This window comes from Paenibacillus sp. V4I7 (assembly GCF_030817275.1).
Classification (GTDB): Bacteria; Bacillota; Bacilli; order Paenibacillales; family NBRC-103111; genus Paenibacillus_E.
Genome location: NZ_JAUSZD010000002.1, coordinates 2,824,801 through 2,844,527 on the forward strand (window position 1 = coordinate 2,824,801; position 19,727 = coordinate 2,844,527).

Sequence of the window (19,727 nt, forward strand, 5' to 3'; positions counted from 1 at the left end):
TTTTTGACATCGTTTTCACAGATATTGTCGAATAGTAACGACCAAAATTCCACATTATTCATCAAAATACGACGAAAATAGGATAAGGGAAATAATATATTCTAGATCAAAAAAATCCATCTACTATTCGCGAAAGTTCATTGAAAACGCTACCATCGTAATTTAAAATATGTTTAACTCATAGCAGTCCAATTTATTCCAGTGGTGAGATATCTAATTATGTGAGAGGAGTCGATTGGAAGAATGGTAATGAAAAAAACGTGGGGGTTAACAACCAGCTCCGTCCTGACGCTAACGATGATTCTTACTGCTTGCAGCTCTTCTGCACCGGCAGGCGGCAAGACAGCAGATGCAACGAAGGGACCAACGCCTAAGGCTGGAAATGGTGAGGTTATCAAATTAAAGTGGAGTACTTGGGGTAATCCGGGAGAGTTAAAGCGCTTTTACGAACTGACAGATCAGTATAACAAAGATCATCCGAATGTGAAATGGGAGCTGGTAGCCGTACCGAACGATGGCTACGAAGAGAAGATCATTACTCAACTGCAGGGTGGTACTGCGCCAGACGCATTTTATGCTGGAGATCAAACTGTCGTTAAACTCATTAGTAACGGTTCAATCGAAGAATTGACACCATTGATGAAAGTTGGCAATGGCCCAATCAAAGCCGAGGATTTTGCTGAAGGATTATGGGGCGGTTCGAAGAAAGGCGATAAAATATATGGAATCACAGTTGACTGTAATCCGTTAGTTATGTACTACAACAAGACAGTATTGGCCGAAGCCGGTATCACCGACGATCCACAGAAATTGTACGAAGCAGGGGAGTGGAATTGGAAGAAGCTACAAGAGTTAACGGAAAAGCTAAAGTCTAAAAATAAATATGGTCTTGTACTTGAAGATTGGTCATCCCCGGTCTATTCATGGGTAACGTTAAACGGAGGTAAAGCTTACGATAAGCCTCAGGATGGCAAATTCATTGGAGATCAGGACCCGAAAACGGTAGAAGCATTCCAATATCTTGCGGAAAACACAAAGAACAAAAACTTCGTATTCTCAGGTTCACTTCCGAAAGGACAAGGCCCAGATGCTATGTTCATGTCGAACCAAGTCGGATTTGGAATTGCTGGTCGTTGGTGGGTTCCGCAGTTTAATGCAAACACTTCTTTAAAATACGACATTGTCCCACTGCCAACTAACACTGGCAAAAAAATGGAACCAGCTGGCATTCCAACAGCGTACATGGTTATGAATAAAAAGACAGCTCATGCTAAAGAGACTTATGAGTTCCTATCTTACTTTGTTTCCAAGGATGGTCAAAACTTCCGTCTTAAAGGGGGAAATGCCGTTCCTTCGATTAGCGGTGTAGATGATCTCGTATTGGATAAGAATGCACAGCCGGCACATGCTCAATATTTCCTCGATGCTCGTGAGATTGGTTATGCCCTATGGCCTTCCGAATCAGGTGTTCCTGGAGCTTCTGATATCGTGAAAGATAACTACGACCTCTTGCTGTTAGGCAAACAGGATGCTCAGACGACATTAAAGAAAATAAGCGAAGGTGTTAATAAGAAGATCGAGGAAGTAAAAGCGAAAAAATAGGATGCATGTACGGTAATGTGTGACATGAAGGAGGGAAGGATGTTTGTATTCCGTCCCCCCTTTTTATTTTTTTTGAAACCATTTATATGGGAGGACTTGCATGAACCGTAAACGTTCTAATACATTCTGGGGGTATTTCTTTATTACCCCACAATTAATCGGACTGCTTTCCTTTTCACTTATTCCTCTGATCACAACCTTTGTTTTAAGTACATTAGATTGGGATGGATTTCAGCCTGCGACTTTTATTGGATTTAATAATTTCAGTTACGCCTTTCATAATCCTGATTTCCAGAAGGCACTAGTGAATACCCTTTATTATTCCTTATTAACGGTCCCGATGGGTATTTTTCTTGCGATATTGGTCGCTGTTGCTTTGAACAAAGTGAGATATCGTGTTATGTATCGGTTGTTTTTCTTCATGCCAGTAGTTACAAGCTCTGTCGCTGTCGCGATTGTATGGATGTGGCTGCTCAATGGTGACTTCGGTATCATCAATTTTCTGCTGCATAGCTTGTTCGGCATTAAGGGTCCACAATGGTTGACCAACTTGAACCTCGTCCTGCCGTCCTTGGCGATTGTGAGCATTTGGCAAAAATTAGGTTTTAACATGATCATTTTTCTGGCTGGTTTACAAGGAATATCCAGAGATTACTATGAGGCTTCCATGATCGATGGTGCATCAAGGTCACAGCAATTCTGGAAAATTACTGTGCCCCTTTTGTCACCAACTACCTTATTTGTTACCATTATTGGCATTATTGACTCGTTTAAAATCTTTGATATGGCTTTCGTTATGACGAGCGGTGGTCCAGCAAAAGCTAGTTATACGATTGTGTATCATTTGTATGAGCTAGCCTTCAAAAACTTTCAATTCGGACGAAGTGCGGCAGCGGCTACTATGCTTTTTGTTATCATTTTGACTTTCACCATTGCACAGACCTATATTTCACGCAAATGGGTCCATTACGCGGATTAAGGAGGATTTCGCATGAAAACGGTAAATCAGAAATTAGTTCCAGCAGGAACAGTACCCAGTAAACAAAAGAACAACCATATAGGTAGTAAAGTATCAACCATCCTTCTGCATGTTCTGTTGATTCTAGCCTCTGTAGTCATGTTTGGCCCGTTTTTATGGATGGCATTCAGCGGTTTAAAAGACTTAGCCCAAATCTTTCAAGTGCCGCCGACCTTATTTCCGAATCCATGGAGATGGGAGAATATTAGCCGATCTCTAACAGCTATGCCATTTGATAAAGCATACAAAAACAGTGCTTATATTTCTGTGATTGTGGTACTGAGTCAATTATTAACATGCTCTATGGCTGCTTTTTCATTTGCTAAAATTGATTTTCCCTTTCGTAATGTACTCTTCATCCTGTTTCTTTCCATGTTGATGGTTCCCGAACAGGTTACGATCGTTCCACTATACATCATTTTAAAAAATCTCGGCTGGCTCGATACGCATTTATCCCTCATTGTTCCGGATGCATTGTTCAGTGCTTTTGGTGTATTTTTATTGAGGCAATTTTTTATGGGTATCCCACGTGACTTATCAGAAGCAGCTTATGTTGATGGTGCGAACATGTGGAAAATTTATTGGCGTATCATGGTTCCCCTCATTCGTCCAGCTCTAGCTTCGTTAGCGATAGTTTCATTCTTGGGACATTGGAACAGTTTTTTTAAGCCCGTCATTTTCCTGAGCTCAACCGACAACTTCACCGTACCTTTGATGCTTAGTACGTTTAAGGGACTCTATGTGACTGACTGGACTTTAATGATGTCTGGTTCTGCAATTGCCGTCATGCCTGTACTGCTCGTTTATCTTGTTCTCCAGCGAAATATTATCGAGGGCATTTCTATGACGGGCATTAAGGGTTAATGTGAAAATAAACATTAATCGGATAATTCTCTTCCAATCGTTCGTCAGGAACGATGTGTTGGACACGTGGGTCAGCGTATTCTTGGCGGTATGCTGTTGCTGTCATACCGTAATAGGCGGTAAAAGCTCGTGAAAAATAATGGTTCTCAGCATATCCACACTGCGAGGCGATTTCTTTAATGCTAAGTGTACTATGACGGAGCATATGAGAAGCGCGTTCTAGCCGCAGTTGAATGATCATTTGACGCAAAGGAATTCCGATGACACGTACGAAGACTCTAGTCAGGTGTTCATGAGATAACTGGCAATGGACTGCAATTTCGGCTACGGTAATAGGCTCAAGGAGCCTATTGCGAATATAGGATAATGCTTTGCTCACCACGAGCGGATAGGAGGGGTCGGTTGCGGCCTCTTTTTTATTTTTTAAATGTTTCATAGCGGGGATTGAAGTGTTTTTGCTTTTATTGCCCAAGTATTCAAGCTCGCTAAGCAGAGCTGACAATAAGATGTTGCACCGATTGGTATCTGTCTCTTCATGAGCGATGTGGAGGATCTGGCTGATTATTACCGATAGTAGTCCACCTTCCCTAACCGGTATTACATCACAATACATCGTACTAAAAAGCGTAGGCGCAAACCATTCACCACCACTGAAATGCAGAAAAAGATGACGAGTAGCTGCAGTCTCTCCGAAATGATAGCTGTGAGTTTCCCCTGCCTTTGTAAGAACCCAACTGGGCTGATTCAATGTATAAACTTGATCTCCATTTCGGTAGATGGTTCCATTTCCCTGAGGGAAAAACACCAACTCGTTATCGTCTAAAATACGTGGTCCCAGCTTCCAGTTACGTCGAACAATAAAGTCACCGCAGTAGTGTAAAATAGGCAATTTTCCATTCAATTGGAGGCACCCTTTCTGATCAAATAAATCCATTGAATTCCTTTCTTTATCTATTGTAAACGAATTCACATTAAGAGAAAATGAAATTATTCAGCGCTCGTCATAGGAGGGAATAAAGTTGGAAATTACATTTACAGGAATTGACAATCCATATTCAATTGGTGCTTTTGGTGTTGATGCAAACGCTAAGATACTGCAGAGATATCGGTTCATTCATGAGCGTCTTATGTTTATAGGTGCAGCTCAGCTGCCAGCACGACATAACTGGGATGTCAAAACTGCGATGGGACGACACATCTATGAGGATGCAGAAGCAGCGGATCAGCTTCGTACACGTGTGAGTCATCTGCGTACGCCTCTTGCTAACGTTGGGCAGGAACCAGATCCAACGTTAACGCTGCTTTTGGACGAAATTCTTCATGCTCGTACAGATTCCGAATGGTTAGCCGGCGTGTATACAGTGATTAAACCAGCACTTATTGAAGCCTATAGGAGCCATATACAACGTACACAACAAATTGTAGATCAACCGACTATTCGTATATTACGCTCAATCCTTCTCGATCTGGAGGAACAAGTAAATTGGGGAGAAGCGGCAATTGCTCACCTGAAGAACGCAGGGGAGTGGGAAGAGGCTGGTTCTGAAGAATTGTGTACGTTATTAAAGCGATGCATCCTTGCAGCAGGTGGAATGAGTAACGAAATGAAAAGGTCTTCTGAAATACCAGAACGTATAAGATCCTTTCAGGTCTATCAATTGCCCAAAAAATCGCAACGAGAAGCACGTATGGGTGAAACAACCCTTTACCGTACAAGCATGGGAATGAAATTCGAGAAGGCGAATGAGGACAGACTTGTCGGTATGATGAGAGTACGTCAGGAAGAGATGACGGCAGCGGAACTGATTGCGGCTGTATTATGGTCACAAAAAGGAATGCCGTGGGCATTCTATCGGGACTTAGCAAGGCACTTGTGGGATGAGGTTCGCCATGCATTGTTTGGTCAAGCAGCACTGGAGGCTGAAGGGTTGGATTGGCGTTCACGCCCGCAATATACGTCTGATTATGATATCAATATAGAAAAAATCCCGAGTGCGCAATACGCGTGGCTAAGTATTGGAATTGAAGAAGGGGCGATGAAGCGACCGGGAAAAGTAGGGGAATTTGAATTCTGCAGAGATCAAGTGAAGCATCCATTAATGACTCAGTTCCAGGATTACGATTGGGCTGATGAGGTGGTCCATGCTTCCTTCGGGCGTACATGGACTCCTGAGCTATTTGGCGAAGAACTAGGATTTATACGTGAAGTTGCGAAGCATGAGTTAGATCATTTTTTCAGTGAAGTTCGAAAGGCAGAAGAGATAGCTGCTGCTGCAGAAGGTGAAATATAGAGATTATCAAACAATAATACGAACGGGCAAGTACAAAGAGGTATTGAGGGGGGGATAACAATGAAAATTGTTCCTGACAGGTTTGAGTTTGGAATCGAAAAAGAATATGCAATAGTTTATAAAGAACGTGACTTCATAAGTTACTTATTAGCATCACAACAGATTATAAATAAAATAAAGTCTATGACGGATATTCATGAAAATCTAGTAAAAAAAGTGGGTTATTTGTTTAGCAAAGGCTGGGAGATACATCCTGAATATTCCAATGCTTTAATAGAAGTCGTATCTCCACCCTACACCTTGGATAGTTTTGATGAAATAATAGATGGTTTTCAAGTTTTTGAGGAAGTTGTATGTAATTTGTTAATAGACTTCAAAGAAAAAAACACAAATCTAAAAGGAGAGATTTTATTAACAGATAAATTTAGTTCTTCGACAGATACATTCATTAACTTTAAAAAAGAAAAAATCACTGATATTAAACAAATTATACTTACGGATGAAGTTGTTACTTTTGTAGGAAGTAAAAATCTAATTCCCAATTCCTTTAAGAAAATTAATGATTTAAATTTACTTTATGCGGGGTTTACTTCTACTCATGTTACACTACATCCTAAATATTGTTCAAGATGGGACATTAAACATGAGGCAGATTACTTTTGGAGCTTATTAGATCTTCTGTTTTTGTCTGAATATGATATAAATGACAATACCTTTTATTATAAAGGTACTGATGAAATCCGGTGTTCAACAACACCCCGAAGCGAACTAATATCATGGGCGGATAGGACAAGTATCTTCTATGAAAAAAATATTAAACAAATAATGGAAGGCGATGCTCAAGAGAAAGTTGATACGTATAATCTTTTTTTAAATGAACAATCCAAAGGAAACCGAACTTATTTAGCAAAAATAAAACATATTGAAGAATGGACATTATTTGAAATTAGAAGGTTTCATAGTGGAATATCAATTAACTATATGAAAGAATTTTTATTAAATGCAAGTAAGATTATAATAAACCCATAAAAACCAAACACCAAGGATTGTTCAGTATACGGAAGGAATTTTAGCCTAACTTAAAAGACGCTAACAAAGAAATATTTGCTTAGCGTCTTTTAGGTTGTATTCTAGTAATTAAAAGTATCTACGTCTTTAAACGTTATACTATAATTGATCAAACTGCATTTTGTAGAACTTTGCATATATACCATTGTTTTCAATAAGCTTTGTATGTGTACCTTCCTCTGCAATCCCATCTTCCGATAAGACAATAATCCTTTTTGCACTTTTTATTGTGGACAGCCTATGTGCAATTACAAAGGCAGTGCGGTTCTTAGCTAACTTTTCAAAACTTTCCTGAACCACCCTTTCGCTCTCATTGTCTAGGGCGGAAGTGGCTTCATCCAATATAAGGATAGGAGGGTTTTTTAAAAATAGACGTGCGATACTTATGCGTTGTTTCTGACCGCCTGAAAGCTTTACGCCACGTTGACCTATATAGGCGTTGTAGTCATCCGGAAGTCCGATAATAAATTCATGAGCATTAGCATTTATGGCAGCGTTGATCATTTCCTCATCGGTAGCCCCAGGCTTCCCGTACAAGATGTTCTCTTTAATCGTACCCGAAAACAAATACACATCTTGTTGTACGATCCCAATATTGTCACGCAATGATTTTAGCCTTATGGTTTTTATATCCGTACCATCGATTTTTATTGTACCTTCACTGGTGTCATAAAAACGCGGGATTAAACTGCAAAGGGTCGTTTTTCCAACTCCAGAAGGTCCTACAAGTGCTACATATTCACCGGGTCTTGCTGTAATGTTTATATTCTTAAACACATAATTCGAGTCGCTGGCATACTGGAAGCCTACGTTTACAAATTCCACTGAACCCTTTACATTGCTTAGCTCAGTAGCATCTTTGGCATCGGTAATGTCCGACTCAATCGCCATAATTTCCATAAAACGTTCAAAGCCAGCCACCCCATTTTGAAGATTCTGAGTAAAGTTCACTAACCTCTTCACAGGGTCAATTAAGGTGTTTATGTATAACAAAAAGGTAATCAACTCGGTTAGAAGCAACTGGTTATAACTTATAAGAATGGCGCCTGCGACAACAACCGAAATGTTAATCAATGAAATAAACCCAGTCAAACCATTGTAGAACAATGCTTCCACCAAATATCCTTTTTTCCTGCTTTCTAAAAAACGATAGTTACTGCTTCTAAATTTATCCACTTCGATGTCTTCATTTACAAACGATTGCACAACTCGAATCCCAGAAAGGCTGTCTTCAATTTGAGCGTTTATATCTGCGATACGTTCTTTATTTTTTTTAAGAGCGTGCTTCATCTTGATGCTATAGTGATAGGCAAAAATAAACATGAAAGGTAAAATCAAAAAAATAGCTGACGCGAGTACCCAATTTATACTTAGCAATATAATGAACGAGCCCAGGATTCTCACCAAAGAGATTACCGTATCTTCTGGTCCATGGTGTGCAAGTTCGGATACATCGAATAAGTCTGTAGTTATCCGAGACATCAGTTGCCCAGTTCTGGCATTATCGTGATACGAAAACGAGAGCTTTTGAACATGCTGAAACAAATTTTTTCGCATGTCAGACTCGATTTTTGCCCCCATCGCATGCCCAAAATAGTCGGTATAGAAGTTGCTGACATACTCCACGACCATCAGAAATAAAAAGATGCCAACCATTTTAAAAACTAACGTAACATCGATTCCTTCGTCACTTATTGCGTTTTTGGTTATTTGATTTACCAGCAAGGGATAGGCAAGTACGGTCATCGAAGCTAGTGCTGCAAAGAACAAATCAGCAAACAACACTTTTTTATAAGGTTTGTAGTAAGCTAGAAACTTTTTTAACTTTTCCACGAACTATTCCTCCAATTTATCCTTCTTTTAAGCATTAAAGTGTTTTCTATAGTGAAATTGTTGATCATATTCACAGATGTAAAACTTTTCATCTTTACCACTCCAATCGTTTTATTTTCATGGTAGCATCCCAAACCAGGCACCACAATTTAACAAATCATTATAATCAATTCTTATCATCATAGGACTATTGTATGTACATTGGTAAGTCTGGAAAAACCTAATACTTGAAATGATCGATGTGAATATGATATCTTCATATTTCATGGGTGAATGAGCTGGTGAGGATCACTCTTTCCATGGAGAAGCCGTGGCTGATGGTTCTCATAATAAATCGCATGACCAAGTCTGTTCGGCATATGCTGGATCAATCATGGTCTTTTTTTAATTTAAGTAGATCATTTATTAGAAAAGGTAAGAGGTGAAAAGCGAGTGCATTATATAGTTATGGATATGGAGTTCAATGGTAGGAGACACTACGATATATATCCTATGGAGACTATTGAAATAGGGGCTGTAAAATTAAATGAGCAATTGGAAATTGTCGATACGTTCCAAAGCTTTATTCGTCCTAAATTTCCTTTAAATAGATTTGCACTGCAGTTTTGCGGTATTACAGAAGAAACATTATTAAAAAGTAAGCCTTTTGAGGTAGTTATAGAGAAATTTAAAAAATTTTGCGGCAGCGATTTTAAATTGATTGCATGGGGCGGCAGCGATTTCTTTACTTTACTAGTTGATTGCAAAGTGAATCGTATTAAAAATGAATGGGTAACTACTCATTTATTGGACATGACTCGTTTTTTTGAAGGAGGATTGCAACAAGCTTTAGAAGATCATGGCCTTCATTTCATAGGGCAAAGCCATTCAGCATTGGATGATGCTTTAAATGCTGTGCATTTATTGATGTTAAAACCAGGGCTTGTAAATGATACGAATTATTTCATACCAGACCCTTTCAAAATATGTACGGGCGGCATAAAGAAATGGATCCAAATTTCCCTGGACGAAGCTCTTCAAAATAACCGAATGTTAAGATGGGACGATTTTTTAAGGGATCAGAATACGCAAAAGTATATATCCATTATGAACTTAACCGATAACGAAATTGGAATGGTACAAAAGTTATTTAATAAATTTGCCCAAATGAAGTATGGTTCCAAATTTCATTTCATACGGAGCAACAGCGCTATTAGCTAGCCGATTCTGTAACTGTAAAGTATATTTATTCCGAATTCATGGTAATCTAATCCCATAGATTGTATATATAATAAAGAGCCCCAGTATGGAGGCTCTTTATTACTTTCTAAAGCTGAATAAAAAAGTTATTTCTGAGACGAGGGTTCGATTTTGACTTTTACCGGATTAGCATGTGGCAGTTCAAATTCAGGCGGCTTGCTCTTCTTTTTAGTCATGGGTTCGTCTCCCCGTGAGATGCAGGAACATATGGAGCATAAATTACGATGGCCCCCGAGAGAAGATGGAGAACGCTGGGTCCAATACAAAAGGATCTCAGTCGAAATCAATCGACCAAGCTCCTCTTTGCTTTATTACTTGATTAAATTCTATAAAAAATCAATTCCATCTCTGCTCTTGTAGTGTTTTGGAGAGAATCAAGGGTCTGGCCGTCACCCTCAGTCAAATGAGGCCCCCGGTTCAGTAGGTTTAAACCAAATTAATTGCCATCAACACTAGGATGGATTATCTCTTGTCTAGATTCTTCTTCAATGCGGTCATTATACTTTTTAACTTGTTCTGTTGTGAGGGAAGCTGTTGATGGTACTATACTCTCACGATCGTTATTTTTCACTTCCAATGACGTTAGGTTGTCATTTTGCGTCATTATATATCACCTCCATATTTATTATTTTGACCTAACATTCCTTTGTTATGTGTCAGAAAATGAAGTGTTTGTATTATGTTCACAACTTGTGGAGATAATTAGCAACGGAGGTGATTTTATGTTAAATAATAACAATCTAACTGAAGCTGATATTGAAATAATTTTGAACGCAATTGATACCTCACGAGAGGCTCTAATGAAAGTGTACACGAAGGATTGGCTCCAAACTAAAATTGATGAGATAAAAAATAAGCTTGATGCGCAACAAAAGGAATTGGAACGGAATCAATGAGTTTGAAATATAGATTGTATCAACCAACCTCCTTAATATGGAGGTTTTTTCATTTTTATTCCAACATTTTACTGCTATACTCTCCCACCAACCACTCTTGAAATGATTAACACAAATATGGAAGTATATGTATAATATTTTTTGTTATACAAAGGGGAGATGATAACAGCCGTTGAGATATAGGAGGGTGAACCTCCGAAGGCATTGACTATCACTAAAGTCAGTTGTTTTGGTTAGAACGCTGCTGGAAAGATTCCATTCTTGATGTCGTCTTGAAGAGAAGAGCGATGCTGCTCATGTGAAAAATCGTTAACCTGAATGTAGATGAAAAAGAGGCTGTCCCAATGTTACCACACATGAGGGCAACCTCGTATGGGATGATAACAGCCTATGATAATGCAGGGGTTATTGTTGATCAGCTAGATAATGTGTTCACCGAATTATAAGTGCAGGTATCCTAAGTCCCGAAGAAGACTCTTTATTGAGAATCCATAACAACTCTCAATAGCTTTTAGCATCCCCTTATGACCTAACTAAACCAGACAAATGTTTGGCAGCTTGGTCAGCATCTTTGTAGGCTTCTTCTAATACGACTTCCCGATTTCTAATAGCAGTACCTTGAGCTCTAATAATTTGATAATCTTCAAGGCCTAAGAAATTAAACATGGATTTGAGGTATTTATGAGAATATTCAACTTCCGTATACCAATCGTTATTGGTGTAGACGCCACCGCTTCCTTGGATCACAAGAATGCTCCGGCCGTCATTCAGCAGACCCACTGAGCCATTCTCCGTGTATTTGAAAGTCTCGCGGGCAATGAAGATGTTATCCATATAATCTTTGAGCTTTGTCGGAATGTTGAAGTTATGCAGCGGCATGGCAATGACATACTTATTAGCGCTTTTAAATTGTTGTAAGACTTCAGCCATACGCGAAGTCACTTTTTGCTCTTCAGCGGTGATCTGTTCACCCTGCGCCAATTTTTCCCATGCGCTCAAAACCGTTTGATCGACCATGGGTACCTCTTCGCTATATAGATCGATTTGTTCGATGGTCTCACTAGGGTTTAATTCCTTATATACCTTCAAAAAATGATCGAGAACGTTCAAGGTGACAGAAGATGTGGACTTAATTTTGGGATGGGCATTAATGATAAGCATTTTCATTTTAATTTCTCTCCTTTAAAATACAATTGTCGTCATACCTAATCGACGATTAGTCATATCCATAATATAATCCTTAACAAATCAGTTGTCAAACTCCTATTAATGGGAATAGTGTAGAAAGGGTATGAACAGATTTGACATTTTTTTTCTTTTATATCTTAATATAAATATTAACTAAGTTCGTAATAAGGAGTGGGTGTTTTTTATGCAGTATAGTATTGGCGTTGAATATGCACTGCACTGCCTTGTATATTTAATCGAAGTTCCACCAGATTCCAGCGTTGGTATAAAAGAACTTTCCGCTTTTCAAGGAATTTCTGAAACGTACCTCTCTAAGATGTTTGGCAAATTAACAAAGGCTGGTATCGTTAAATCCACTCCTGGTGTTAAAGGCGGTTATAGTTTGTCCAAGTCTCCAGAAGAAATTTCTTTTTTGGACGTAATCGATGCAATTGAAGGCATAAATCCTATTTTTCAATGCAAAAACATAATTGCAAACGGCCTACTGTACCGAGATAAGGAGTGTACATCTTGTACAGCAGATACGCCTCCTTGCACGATAAATTTAGTTATGCTAGAGGCAGAAGAACATATGAGGTCGTTTCTCCGAAGCAAGACACTGAAATGGTTGAATGAGGATTTGGAGCGAGTCCTGCCGAAACAAATACGCTACGATACCCGAAAATATTTTTCTGCGCCAAAGTAGTTGATTAATAAGGGATAATAAAGTAACGACAAGTGTTTTTCAGCTAAAAAGTTGATTATTTCTATTAGATTTTATAAATCTATCTGGAGGCTTGGAGAGAGGTTAATTCCATTACAGTTGAAAGAGGGATACCGGTTCCTGCTTTTGCTTTTGTCTAGCCTACTTCGAAAGATAACGGAAAGAAGAACTGCCACGAACCTGCTACACGCGCAGCGGGATGAAGGAGAATTCTTTAATTTTTATCTCGAATACAAAACTTAAATCTTGTAACCTATTAGTTCGATGAACTTCCTGAAACCAAGATTGAGTTCACCAAATAGAAAAGTCCAAATGGCTAAAGTCAATTAGCTCATTGGACTTATTTACGTTGGAATTGTTCATAAACAATACTACTCAAAGCGCTATTAACATGGCTTCCAAATTGACGATCGAGAATAGTACAGGTCCATTAAGAATTTGTCGAATCCTGGGCATACAATTCACCATAAACTCTTTTGATTCCCTGTTCTCGTTTCATAAATGCATATTATTTCCTTTTTACTAAGCGTTCTCGATCCTCAAGATATGGGGGTTCCTCAAGCCATTCATGTTTAATCATTATTTTTGCACCGTCATCTGTTAATTTCAACATTTCAGCTACAAGGCGAGTATATGCTAATGCTACATCAGATCTTTGTACTGATGCTATTGCTGTACCGTAAAAACCCGCTGTTGTGGCACCAAGAAGTGCTTTATGATGCATCATTAGTCTGTCAGAGAACGTTGGCTCGATAGAAGCCAATATTTCTGCGTCCTCAGATTTAGGAACAGGTAAGTTATGTTCGGCAAGGATTGCCTCGAGAACATTAATTTGTTTTTTATAAACTTGAATCCCTCGCCAGAAATACGCACGAATTTCCTCTGACTTTGCTACTTGGGAAAAAGCAAGGGTAAGTGCTTTACTGACTTGTATTTTCTTTAAATCCCAAAAGAGATGGGTAACTTCAATGCAATTTAATGGTCTTTGTTCTCCGAAAAAGCCTGCAAGAAAACTTTGTTTCTCAGCAAATTCAACTTGATTATTTGGGTTAATTGAAGGTGGTCGAGATATTATACCTTGTTCTAGGGCAACATCTAACGATTTATTGAATAGTTCCATTGTTTCATTCTGACATTTAACATAATATTCTCTAATGTCTGTTCGTACAGACGTGCCTAGAGCGGCAGAATATCCACCCAATCCATTAACACTCATAATATAGATGTAAATTAAACAGAATTGATCACTAAATAATTGTTGGGTTTTTGGATAAACATCATCGTCTGTAAAACCATGTGGAATGGCAAATTTTTCTTCGTTTAAAAAAAAGGAAATCTGTTCAATTTGTCGTTTTGCAATGTCATCAGCAAATTCAATTATATTTTTAACGTCTTTATTAATGATAAATTGTAACATATGTTTGAAGATACAAATTGCCATGGTGTCGTTTTGGTATTGCGACCAAAGGTTTGCAACTTCAGGAGCAGTTAATCTGGGCGTATGCTCTATATCGTTGGATTCATAAAATTGAATTGGACTTTTCATAATCCGCTCCTTTATTTTTGTTGTTAGTTGCTTAATATATAATGTTTCCAAACAGAGTAAGTCTATTCCCAATATTAGGCTGCTTATGTGCAATTGTGACAAAGTCATTAAAGTAACGGAGAATGATAGTTAAACAATTGAAGGGCTAAAGTATTCTTTACATAGTCCGGGGTTCAGTTCCCATTATTATTTAATCGATTGAAGATTGGAGAGCATGAGAGGGTAGCTATCTCTAATCATTAATTCCCGGTTAGAACAATAACAGGTGCAAGTTCGGGCTGCCCGACTTTCAATGCACGATGAATGGTACAATGTGAATATAAGTAGAAATTAACACTAACGGAAGGATGTTAAGCATGAGCGAATCCAATCAGGAGTATATCGTAATCTCGGGTGCGAGGGAAAACAATCTCAAGAACGTATCCATGCGCATTCCTAAGCGGAAAATCACCATTTTTACCCCCCACCGCGGGAAGCGCATTAAGTACATTTGACATTGGTTTGACATCAAACTATAATGTGGTTATGCAAAATAGAGATGCCATTTCATTAATTTCCAAAATTAGAGAGAAAGTTAATCGGTTTATTGTAGCAGAGATGGTGAAGTATGGGATAGACGGTATTGGCACTTCACATGGTGATATCATCTATGAGCTGTTTAAGAAGCCCAGACTCACTATGGCGGACATTTCAAAAGGGATTAATAAGGATAAATCTACAGTCACAGCACTTGTTGACAAGTTGGTCCGGCTCGGATATGTGACAAAGGAAAGGGACAGAGAGGACACGAGGGTTGTTTATGTCACTTTAACTCATAAGGGGAGTGAACTGAAACCGATCTTTGAATTAATATCTAAAGAAATGTTAGACGTGTTTTACTTAAACATCTCTGAAAAAGAAAAAGAAGATCTGCTTAACGTTTTAAAAAAGATTTATTACAACTTTTAAATTTTTTTAAATAAATAGTTTGATGTCAAACAAAATTACGAGGAGGAAATCATCGTGAGAGATTTTACGAAAGAATTGCCCGATCATACAGAGAAATACATTGGGGAAAACGATATATTTTTAGAGATATTCGAGGGGGAAAACTTCCCGAAAGCAACTAATAAAAGGCCCCCTTTGCTTTTTGTACACGGTGCCTACTCAGGAAGTTGGATGTGGAGCAAATACATTCCTCACTTTATCAGTGAAAGGTGGAAATGCTATGTCATGAACTTGAGAAGTCACTACAAAAGCAGGCTGCTGGATATGACTAAGATAAATTTCGAGGATTATTTGGAGGATATTAAAGAGGTTATCGCTGAGTGTGAAGTTTCGCCGATTCTTATCGGATTTAGCATGGGGGGGATCCTGAGCCAGAAGTTGGCTGAAACCGTTGAGATCGCAGGGTTGGTGTTGATCGATTCAGTCATAAGCAAAGAAGTTCATAAAGTAGTACCATACAAAGAATTAGCTCAGATGATACCTGGTATCATATTGCCTGCCCCGGCCCGTGAAGAGCTTTCAAGCATAGATGAAACGGCAGATGACATTGAATTTCAAAGAAAGTATCTGACAATGGAGTCATCAAAGGCATTTAGCGCTTTTTCTTTTTCAATCGAAACAGAGGGTATATCAATAGACAGCAATTCAATTTCTTGCCCGTGCTTGGTTATCAAAGCAGTAAACTGTGATGATGACGACCGTCGGGGTAGGGTGACAGCGGAGCACCTCCGTGCTGCATATAAAGGGCTTTGGAACACAACTCATACTGGTGTGCTCGTAGGGCAGAGATATATGGAAACAGTAGATACAATCATGGACTGGTTAAAAAGAGTTTAAAATGGACGCCAGGCTAAGATAGCACACCGTAGTGTAATGTATAATCAACCGCTAGGTCGCGCTTAGCCGTGAGGGCTGCAAAAATGAGCAATTAATAGAATAGTTAATATTGTCCAAGATCTTATTTTTGAACTCATCGGAAACTAAGTTAACGGGCAGTTTACTGCAGTATTAAATCAGGACTAGATAAAGATAGCACTAATAAATTAGACCATAATAACAACACACCGACTACAATAAAGCAGACCGCCTAAAGGTGCGAATGGCTCCGCCGGCTGCCCCATCCCCACGCGCAGCAATCCGTAAAGCAGAATGGGAATACCTAGAAGATGAAGCCAAAAATGTGCTTTTCCCAGCTTACTTGTCCCCGCCTTAGGGAAGAGACAATATACAATCCCGCCGAGAGCGAATGACACCCATCCGAGCAGGTTCCAATGAGGATGCACGACTGCCAGTTCCGGCATCACATGGATGAGAATGCCCAGAACCACCCCGATAAAGAAATAAACAACTGAAATGCGAAACATCATAATTCCCATCCAACAACCAGCCTCCGATCATGTTTTCTGGTCTCAGCATATCAACCGCATAGCCCCAGCGTCATGAGGAGAGGAACTCCCAATTTTGAACAAAAAAAAAGGACTGCACCACCCATAACAATTTCCCGAAAAAGAGACCGCAACGTAGTTGTACGTCCCTTTGCTCTGCTAACGGGTACAGTTAGCTTCATAACAAAGATCAAACAGGCTGCCGGAGATAAACACGGTGGCCTGTTGCGCTCCCTCGAAGAATATGGATTTTCTCACGAATGCTCGCTCATTCGCAGGATTTTCTTTCACACAATAAATTAATATTTTATAAATAAAAAATATATTGAAATTATATTTCAAAGCTTTTATGATATGAATGAAAGAATGGAAGCGCTTTACAAGAGTTCCACAACAAAAGGAGTGAGAAGATGTGGATGTTCTACAACTGGAAGTGATGAGACGCAAGATTACAAATTTGCTAGTTTCTGCCGCAATGCTAATGTCCGTTCTTTTCCCTCTGACCGGAGGAGCGAGCACTGTGTATGCGAACTCGGCTGCGGCATTCACGGCGCCGTTGACCGAGAAGATCATGGAGAAGAACACGGCGCAAGGAACGTTAGAGCTGGAGTTAGCGGGTGTCTTGCCGCTGGCGTCTGGCTACACCGTCGAGCACGTCGTAGGCGGGCAAACGTACGCAGGCTCGCTGTCTCAAGTGATGATCGGCGCCGAGAACGTCACGGCGTACCCGAACGATGCTGGCCAAATCGCGAAGCTGGTTATCAACGGAGTAACGCCGGCAGACCGCATGCGCGTCGGCATCCGCAGAGACATCGCCGACATTACGGACAACACGACGTTCGACCACGCGAAGCTGGATATCCAATCGGCGAACGGTTATACGCTGCTGGATAAGAAAGGGAACACAAGCTTCGCGATTCCGGCGGCCAAGCTCGTTACGTTCACGACAGTGAGCGGTCAAATTGTCGTCATGATGGATGGTGCTGAGCTGTATCGCACAGCTAACCGCATGTACGCCACGCAACTGAGCCCGGACAGCTCGCTGCTGCAGATCATGACGTTCAGACGGGCGCAAGGCAATCCGCTTTATCGGAACACGCTCGAAATCTCCCTTGCGGCGACACCGGACAGGCTGAAACTCGTCAACGACATTACGCTGGAACAATATTTGTACCAAGTCGTTCCGAGCGAAATGCCTGCTTCCTTCGGTCTGGAAGCGCTGAAGGCGCAAGCCGTCGCAGCCCGGACTTACGCGCTGACCGACTACTATAGCAATCGGTTCGCGGACCGCGGCTTCCATATCGACGACAGCACGCTGAGCCAAGTGTTCAACAACAGCGCCGAGAACGCCCTCACGACGCAAGCCGTGAACGCGACGGCAGGGCTGATTATGAAGAGCGGCGGCCAGCTCGTCGATGCCCGGTTCTATTCCACCTCCGGCGGCTTCGGCGCATCGAAGCATGAGGTGTGGTCCGATTTGGGCGCGACGACGTTTCCAGGGACACCGATTCCTTATCTGATCGCGAGGAGCTACACGTACGACAAGGCCGATCCTTCGAAAATGCTAGAGCTCAACACGTCCGACGAACAGGCGCTGAACGCTTTTTACAAGGACTTGTCCTACCGCGGGTTTGACTCCGAATCGCTGTACTTTCGCTGGAAAATCGGCCTTACCGGCCAAGAGCTCCAAAATACGATCAACGCCAACCTGGTGGCCCGTTACACGGCGGATCCCGCCTTTATCCTCTCCCGACAGCCGGACGGAAGCTTCGCAAGCCAGCCCATTCCGCCGGGTGGCGTCGGGACGCTGACGGACATCTCCGTGGCGAAACGCGGAGCAGGCGGCAATATTACGGAGCTCGTTATTACGGGCACGACCGGCACTTATAAGATCATTAAGGAATTCAACATCCGCTTCCTCATCCGTCCGAGCAAAGCGATGACCGGCAGCGCTTCTGATATCCTTGCTTACCGGGCCAAAGGCGGATCGGCAGATTACGATCCGGCTGGCACGCTCCGAAACCCGAGCATTCTGTATTCGGCGTTTTTCACTTTCGATGTGATCCGGGGTGCGGCAGGCTCGATTGCCGGCATAACTTTCTACGGAGGCGGCAACGGGCACGGCGTCGGCATGAGCCAATACGCCGCGTCCATGCTCGGCTTGAACGGCTGGAAATTCGATCAGATTCTGAACAGCTACTATGCCAACATGCAGCTTCAGACGGCGGCCGGCCAGCCGTTCCAAGTCATGGCGTTGGAGCTCGGCGGACTCGCGCCGATGAATCCGGGCGACACCCGGCAAGCTCAGGTTGCCGCGATCTACAATGATGGATCCCGCGTGATCTGGACAGCCGGTGTTCGTTACGCCAGCAGCAATCCGGCCGTCGCGACGGTGAGCCCTTTCGGTCTCGTCACGGCGATCGGTTATGGCCAGACCGTTATCACGGTGAGCTACAGTACGATCGCCGCCAGCTACAGCCTTTCCGTGGCTAGCAGCGTTGCAAGCCTCGAAATCGGCGGCCTTGCGCCGATGAAGGCGGGAGAGTCGCTGCAATCGGTCGTGACGGCGGTGTATGCCGACGGCACACGTGTTCCCTTGAACGAGGGCGTAACGTTTGTGAGCAGCAATCCGGTCGTCGCGACGGTGGATGAAACAGGACTCGTAACCGCGGCGAGCATGGGCGAAACGGTTATCACGGCATCCTTCGAAGGACGCATAGCCGAATATCGTCTGAACGTTACCTCTTCGTTGCGAGGAATCTCCATCGATAAGCTCAAACCGATGAGGGCTGGCGAAACGGTACAGCTTACTGTAACCGCGCATTATTCCGACGATACGTTCGCCGATGTCACAGCTAGCGCAACAATTGCGAGCAGCGATCCGAATATCGCGGCCATCGATGCGTCCGGCAATGTTACGGCTCTCGAGAAAGGACATACGACGCTCACGGCAACCTATACGGGACAGACGGCAGAGGAGAAGCTGAACGTCCAAAAAGAAAAATAAGGCATCTATGGGAACAGACCTCCGTCCGACATTCATGACGGGGGTCTGTTTTTACAAAGCGACAACATTCCCATTGCTCTTCGATGACAATCGGATGTTA

The 19,727-nt window shown here is 41.5% G+C and carries 18 protein-coding genes; 12 read left to right on the forward strand and 6 right to left on the reverse strand.

The genetic code is table 11. The annotated features are described in order from the left end of the window. Positions 1–249 precede the first annotated feature (249 nt). The 3 genes from QFZ80_RS14090 to QFZ80_RS14100 all read left to right on the forward strand — a co-directional run bounded on the left by QFZ80_RS14090 (position 250) and on the right by QFZ80_RS14100 (position 3,484). On the forward strand, positions 250–1,602 hold the full coding sequence (locus QFZ80_RS14090; RefSeq protein ID WP_307559465.1) for an ABC transporter substrate-binding protein: 1,353 nt from the start codon (positions 250–252) through the stop codon (positions 1,600–1,602). 100 nt (positions 1,603–1,702) lie between these two features. Then, complete coding sequence (locus QFZ80_RS14095) at positions 1,703–2,581, forward strand: carbohydrate ABC transporter permease (RefSeq protein WP_307559467.1); 879 nt, start codon at positions 1,703–1,705, stop codon at positions 2,579–2,581. Between the two features lie 12 nt (positions 2,582–2,593). Next, the gene (locus QFZ80_RS14100) at positions 2,594–3,484 is read left to right on the forward strand and encodes a carbohydrate ABC transporter permease (RefSeq protein WP_307559469.1); all 891 of its coding nucleotides are present in this window, start codon (positions 2,594–2,596) and stop codon (positions 3,482–3,484) included. Here the strand turns inward: QFZ80_RS14100 and QFZ80_RS14105 are convergent. Next, a complete protein-coding gene (locus tag QFZ80_RS14105; RefSeq protein WP_307559471.1) occupies positions 3,474–4,385 on the reverse strand; it encodes a helix-turn-helix domain-containing protein in 912 nt (303 codons plus the stop codon). The two genes, QFZ80_RS14100 and QFZ80_RS14105, sit on opposite strands and share 11 nt — an antisense overlap. A gap of 118 nt (positions 4,386–4,503) precedes the next feature. Here QFZ80_RS14105 and QFZ80_RS14110 point away from each other — a divergent pair, with 118 nt between their 5' ends. Next, complete coding sequence (locus QFZ80_RS14110) at positions 4,504–5,775, forward strand: hypothetical protein (RefSeq protein ID WP_307559474.1); 1,272 nt, start codon at positions 4,504–4,506, stop codon at positions 5,773–5,775. 60 nt (positions 5,776–5,835) lie between these two features. Then, positions 5,836–6,804, forward strand: coding sequence for a hypothetical protein (locus tag QFZ80_RS14115; RefSeq protein WP_307559476.1), 969 nt, complete (start codon positions 5,836–5,838; stop codon positions 6,802–6,804). 138 nt (positions 6,805–6,942) lie between these two features. Here the strand turns inward: QFZ80_RS14115 and QFZ80_RS14120 are convergent, their stop codons facing one another. Next, positions 6,943–8,676, reverse strand: coding sequence for an ABC transporter ATP-binding protein (locus tag QFZ80_RS14120; RefSeq protein WP_307559478.1), 1,734 nt, complete (start codon positions 8,674–8,676; stop codon positions 6,943–6,945). Positions 8,677–9,108: 432 nt separating this feature from the next. Here QFZ80_RS14120 and QFZ80_RS14125 point away from each other — a divergent pair, with 432 nt between their 5' ends. Beyond that, positions 9,109–9,876 (forward strand): 3'-5' exonuclease, encoded by a 768-nt coding sequence (locus QFZ80_RS14125; RefSeq protein ID WP_307559481.1) that lies wholly within the window; start codon positions 9,109–9,111, stop codon positions 9,874–9,876. Between the two features lie 475 nt (positions 9,877–10,351). On the opposite strand, the gene QFZ80_RS14130 is transcribed toward QFZ80_RS14125, so the two are convergent. Next, positions 10,352–10,519, reverse strand: a complete 168-nt coding sequence (locus QFZ80_RS14130; protein WP_307546047.1) for a hypothetical protein — start codon at positions 10,517–10,519, stop codon at positions 10,352–10,354. 118 nt (positions 10,520–10,637) lie between these two features. Between QFZ80_RS14130 and QFZ80_RS14135 the strand changes: the two genes are divergently transcribed. After that, a complete protein-coding gene (locus QFZ80_RS14135; RefSeq protein ID WP_307546046.1) occupies positions 10,638–10,811 on the forward strand; it encodes a hypothetical protein in 174 nt (57 codons plus the stop codon). 522 nt (positions 10,812–11,333) lie between these two features. Here the strand turns inward: QFZ80_RS14135 and QFZ80_RS14140 are convergent. After that, complete coding sequence (locus QFZ80_RS14140; RefSeq protein ID WP_307546044.1) at positions 11,334–11,978, reverse strand: FMN-dependent NADH-azoreductase; 645 nt, start codon at positions 11,976–11,978, stop codon at positions 11,334–11,336. Positions 11,979–12,183: 205 nt separating this feature from the next. Here QFZ80_RS14140 and QFZ80_RS14145 point away from each other — a divergent pair, with 205 nt between their 5' ends. Next, positions 12,184–12,684 (forward strand): RrF2 family transcriptional regulator, encoded by a 501-nt coding sequence (locus tag QFZ80_RS14145; RefSeq protein WP_307546043.1) that lies wholly within the window; start codon positions 12,184–12,186, stop codon positions 12,682–12,684. 526 nt (positions 12,685–13,210) lie between these two features. Here the strand turns inward: QFZ80_RS14145 and QFZ80_RS14150 are convergent. Beyond that, entirely contained in the window at positions 13,211–14,248 is a 1,038-nt protein-coding gene (locus tag QFZ80_RS14150; protein WP_307559483.1) for a DUF3231 family protein, read from the reverse strand. 356 nt (positions 14,249–14,604) lie between these two features. Here QFZ80_RS14150 and QFZ80_RS14155 point away from each other — a divergent pair, with 356 nt between their 5' ends. The 3 genes from QFZ80_RS14155 to QFZ80_RS14165 are packed head-to-tail and all read left to right on the forward strand — an operon-like array spanning position 14,605 to position 16,072. After that, the gene (locus tag QFZ80_RS14155) at positions 14,605–14,742 is read left to right on the forward strand and encodes a hypothetical protein (RefSeq protein ID WP_307546041.1); all 138 of its coding nucleotides are present in this window, start codon (positions 14,605–14,607) and stop codon (positions 14,740–14,742) included. 31 nt (positions 14,743–14,773) lie between these two features. Beyond that, a complete protein-coding gene (locus QFZ80_RS14160) occupies positions 14,774–15,196 on the forward strand; it encodes a MarR family winged helix-turn-helix transcriptional regulator (RefSeq protein WP_307546040.1) in 423 nt (140 codons plus the stop codon). 54 nt (positions 15,197–15,250) lie between these two features. Then, positions 15,251–16,072 carry an alpha/beta fold hydrolase gene (locus QFZ80_RS14165; protein ID WP_307559486.1) on the forward strand — a complete coding sequence of 274 codons (822 nt, stop codon included), beginning with the start codon at positions 15,251–15,253 and terminating at the stop codon, positions 16,070–16,072. 206 nt (positions 16,073–16,278) lie between these two features. On the opposite strand, the gene QFZ80_RS14170 is transcribed toward QFZ80_RS14165, so the two are convergent. Continuing rightward, positions 16,279–16,611 (reverse strand): cytochrome-c oxidase, encoded by a 333-nt coding sequence (locus tag QFZ80_RS14170; RefSeq protein ID WP_307559488.1) that lies wholly within the window; start codon positions 16,609–16,611, stop codon positions 16,279–16,281. A gap of 529 nt (positions 16,612–17,140) precedes the next feature. Here QFZ80_RS14170 and QFZ80_RS14175 point away from each other — a divergent pair. Continuing rightward, a complete protein-coding gene (locus tag QFZ80_RS14175; protein ID WP_307559490.1) occupies positions 17,141–19,627 on the forward strand; it encodes a SpoIID/LytB domain-containing protein in 2,487 nt (828 codons plus the stop codon). The last annotated feature ends 100 nt before the right edge of the window (positions 19,628–19,727 follow it).

Excerpts from the sequence above, each read along its gene's own strand:
- QFZ80_RS14090 (WP_307559465.1), top strand. The coding sequence starts at position 250 with ATGAAAAAAACGTGGGGGTTAACAACCAGCTCCGTCCTGACGCTAACG.
- QFZ80_RS14095 (WP_307559467.1), top strand. The coding sequence starts at position 1,703 with ATGAACCGTAAACGTTCTAATACATTCTGGGGGTATTTCTTTATTACC.
- QFZ80_RS14100 (WP_307559469.1), top strand. The coding sequence starts at position 2,594 with ATGAAAACGGTAAATCAGAAATTAGTTCCAGCAGGAACAGTACCCAGT.
- QFZ80_RS14115 (WP_307559476.1), top strand. The coding sequence starts at position 5,836 with ATGAAAATTGTTCCTGACAGGTTTGAGTTTGGAATCGAAAAAGAATAT.
- QFZ80_RS14130 (WP_307546047.1), bottom strand. The coding sequence starts at position 10,519 with ATGACGCAAAATGACAACCTAACGTCATTGGAAGTGAAAAATAACGAT.
- QFZ80_RS14135 (WP_307546046.1), top strand. The coding sequence starts at position 10,638 with ATGTTAAATAATAACAATCTAACTGAAGCTGATATTGAAATAATTTTG.
- QFZ80_RS14140 (WP_307546044.1), bottom strand. The coding sequence starts at position 11,978 with ATGAAAATGCTTATCATTAATGCCCATCCCAAAATTAAGTCCACATCT.
- QFZ80_RS14145 (WP_307546043.1), top strand. The coding sequence starts at position 12,184 with ATGCAGTATAGTATTGGCGTTGAATATGCACTGCACTGCCTTGTATAT.
- QFZ80_RS14150 (WP_307559483.1), bottom strand. The coding sequence starts at position 14,248 with ATGAAAAGTCCAATTCAATTTTATGAATCCAACGATATAGAGCATACG.
- QFZ80_RS14155 (WP_307546041.1), top strand. The coding sequence starts at position 14,605 with ATGAGCGAATCCAATCAGGAGTATATCGTAATCTCGGGTGCGAGGGAA.
- QFZ80_RS14160 (WP_307546040.1), top strand. The coding sequence starts at position 14,774 with ATGCAAAATAGAGATGCCATTTCATTAATTTCCAAAATTAGAGAGAAA.
- QFZ80_RS14170 (WP_307559488.1), bottom strand. The coding sequence starts at position 16,611 with ATGGGAATTATGATGTTTCGCATTTCAGTTGTTTATTTCTTTATCGGG.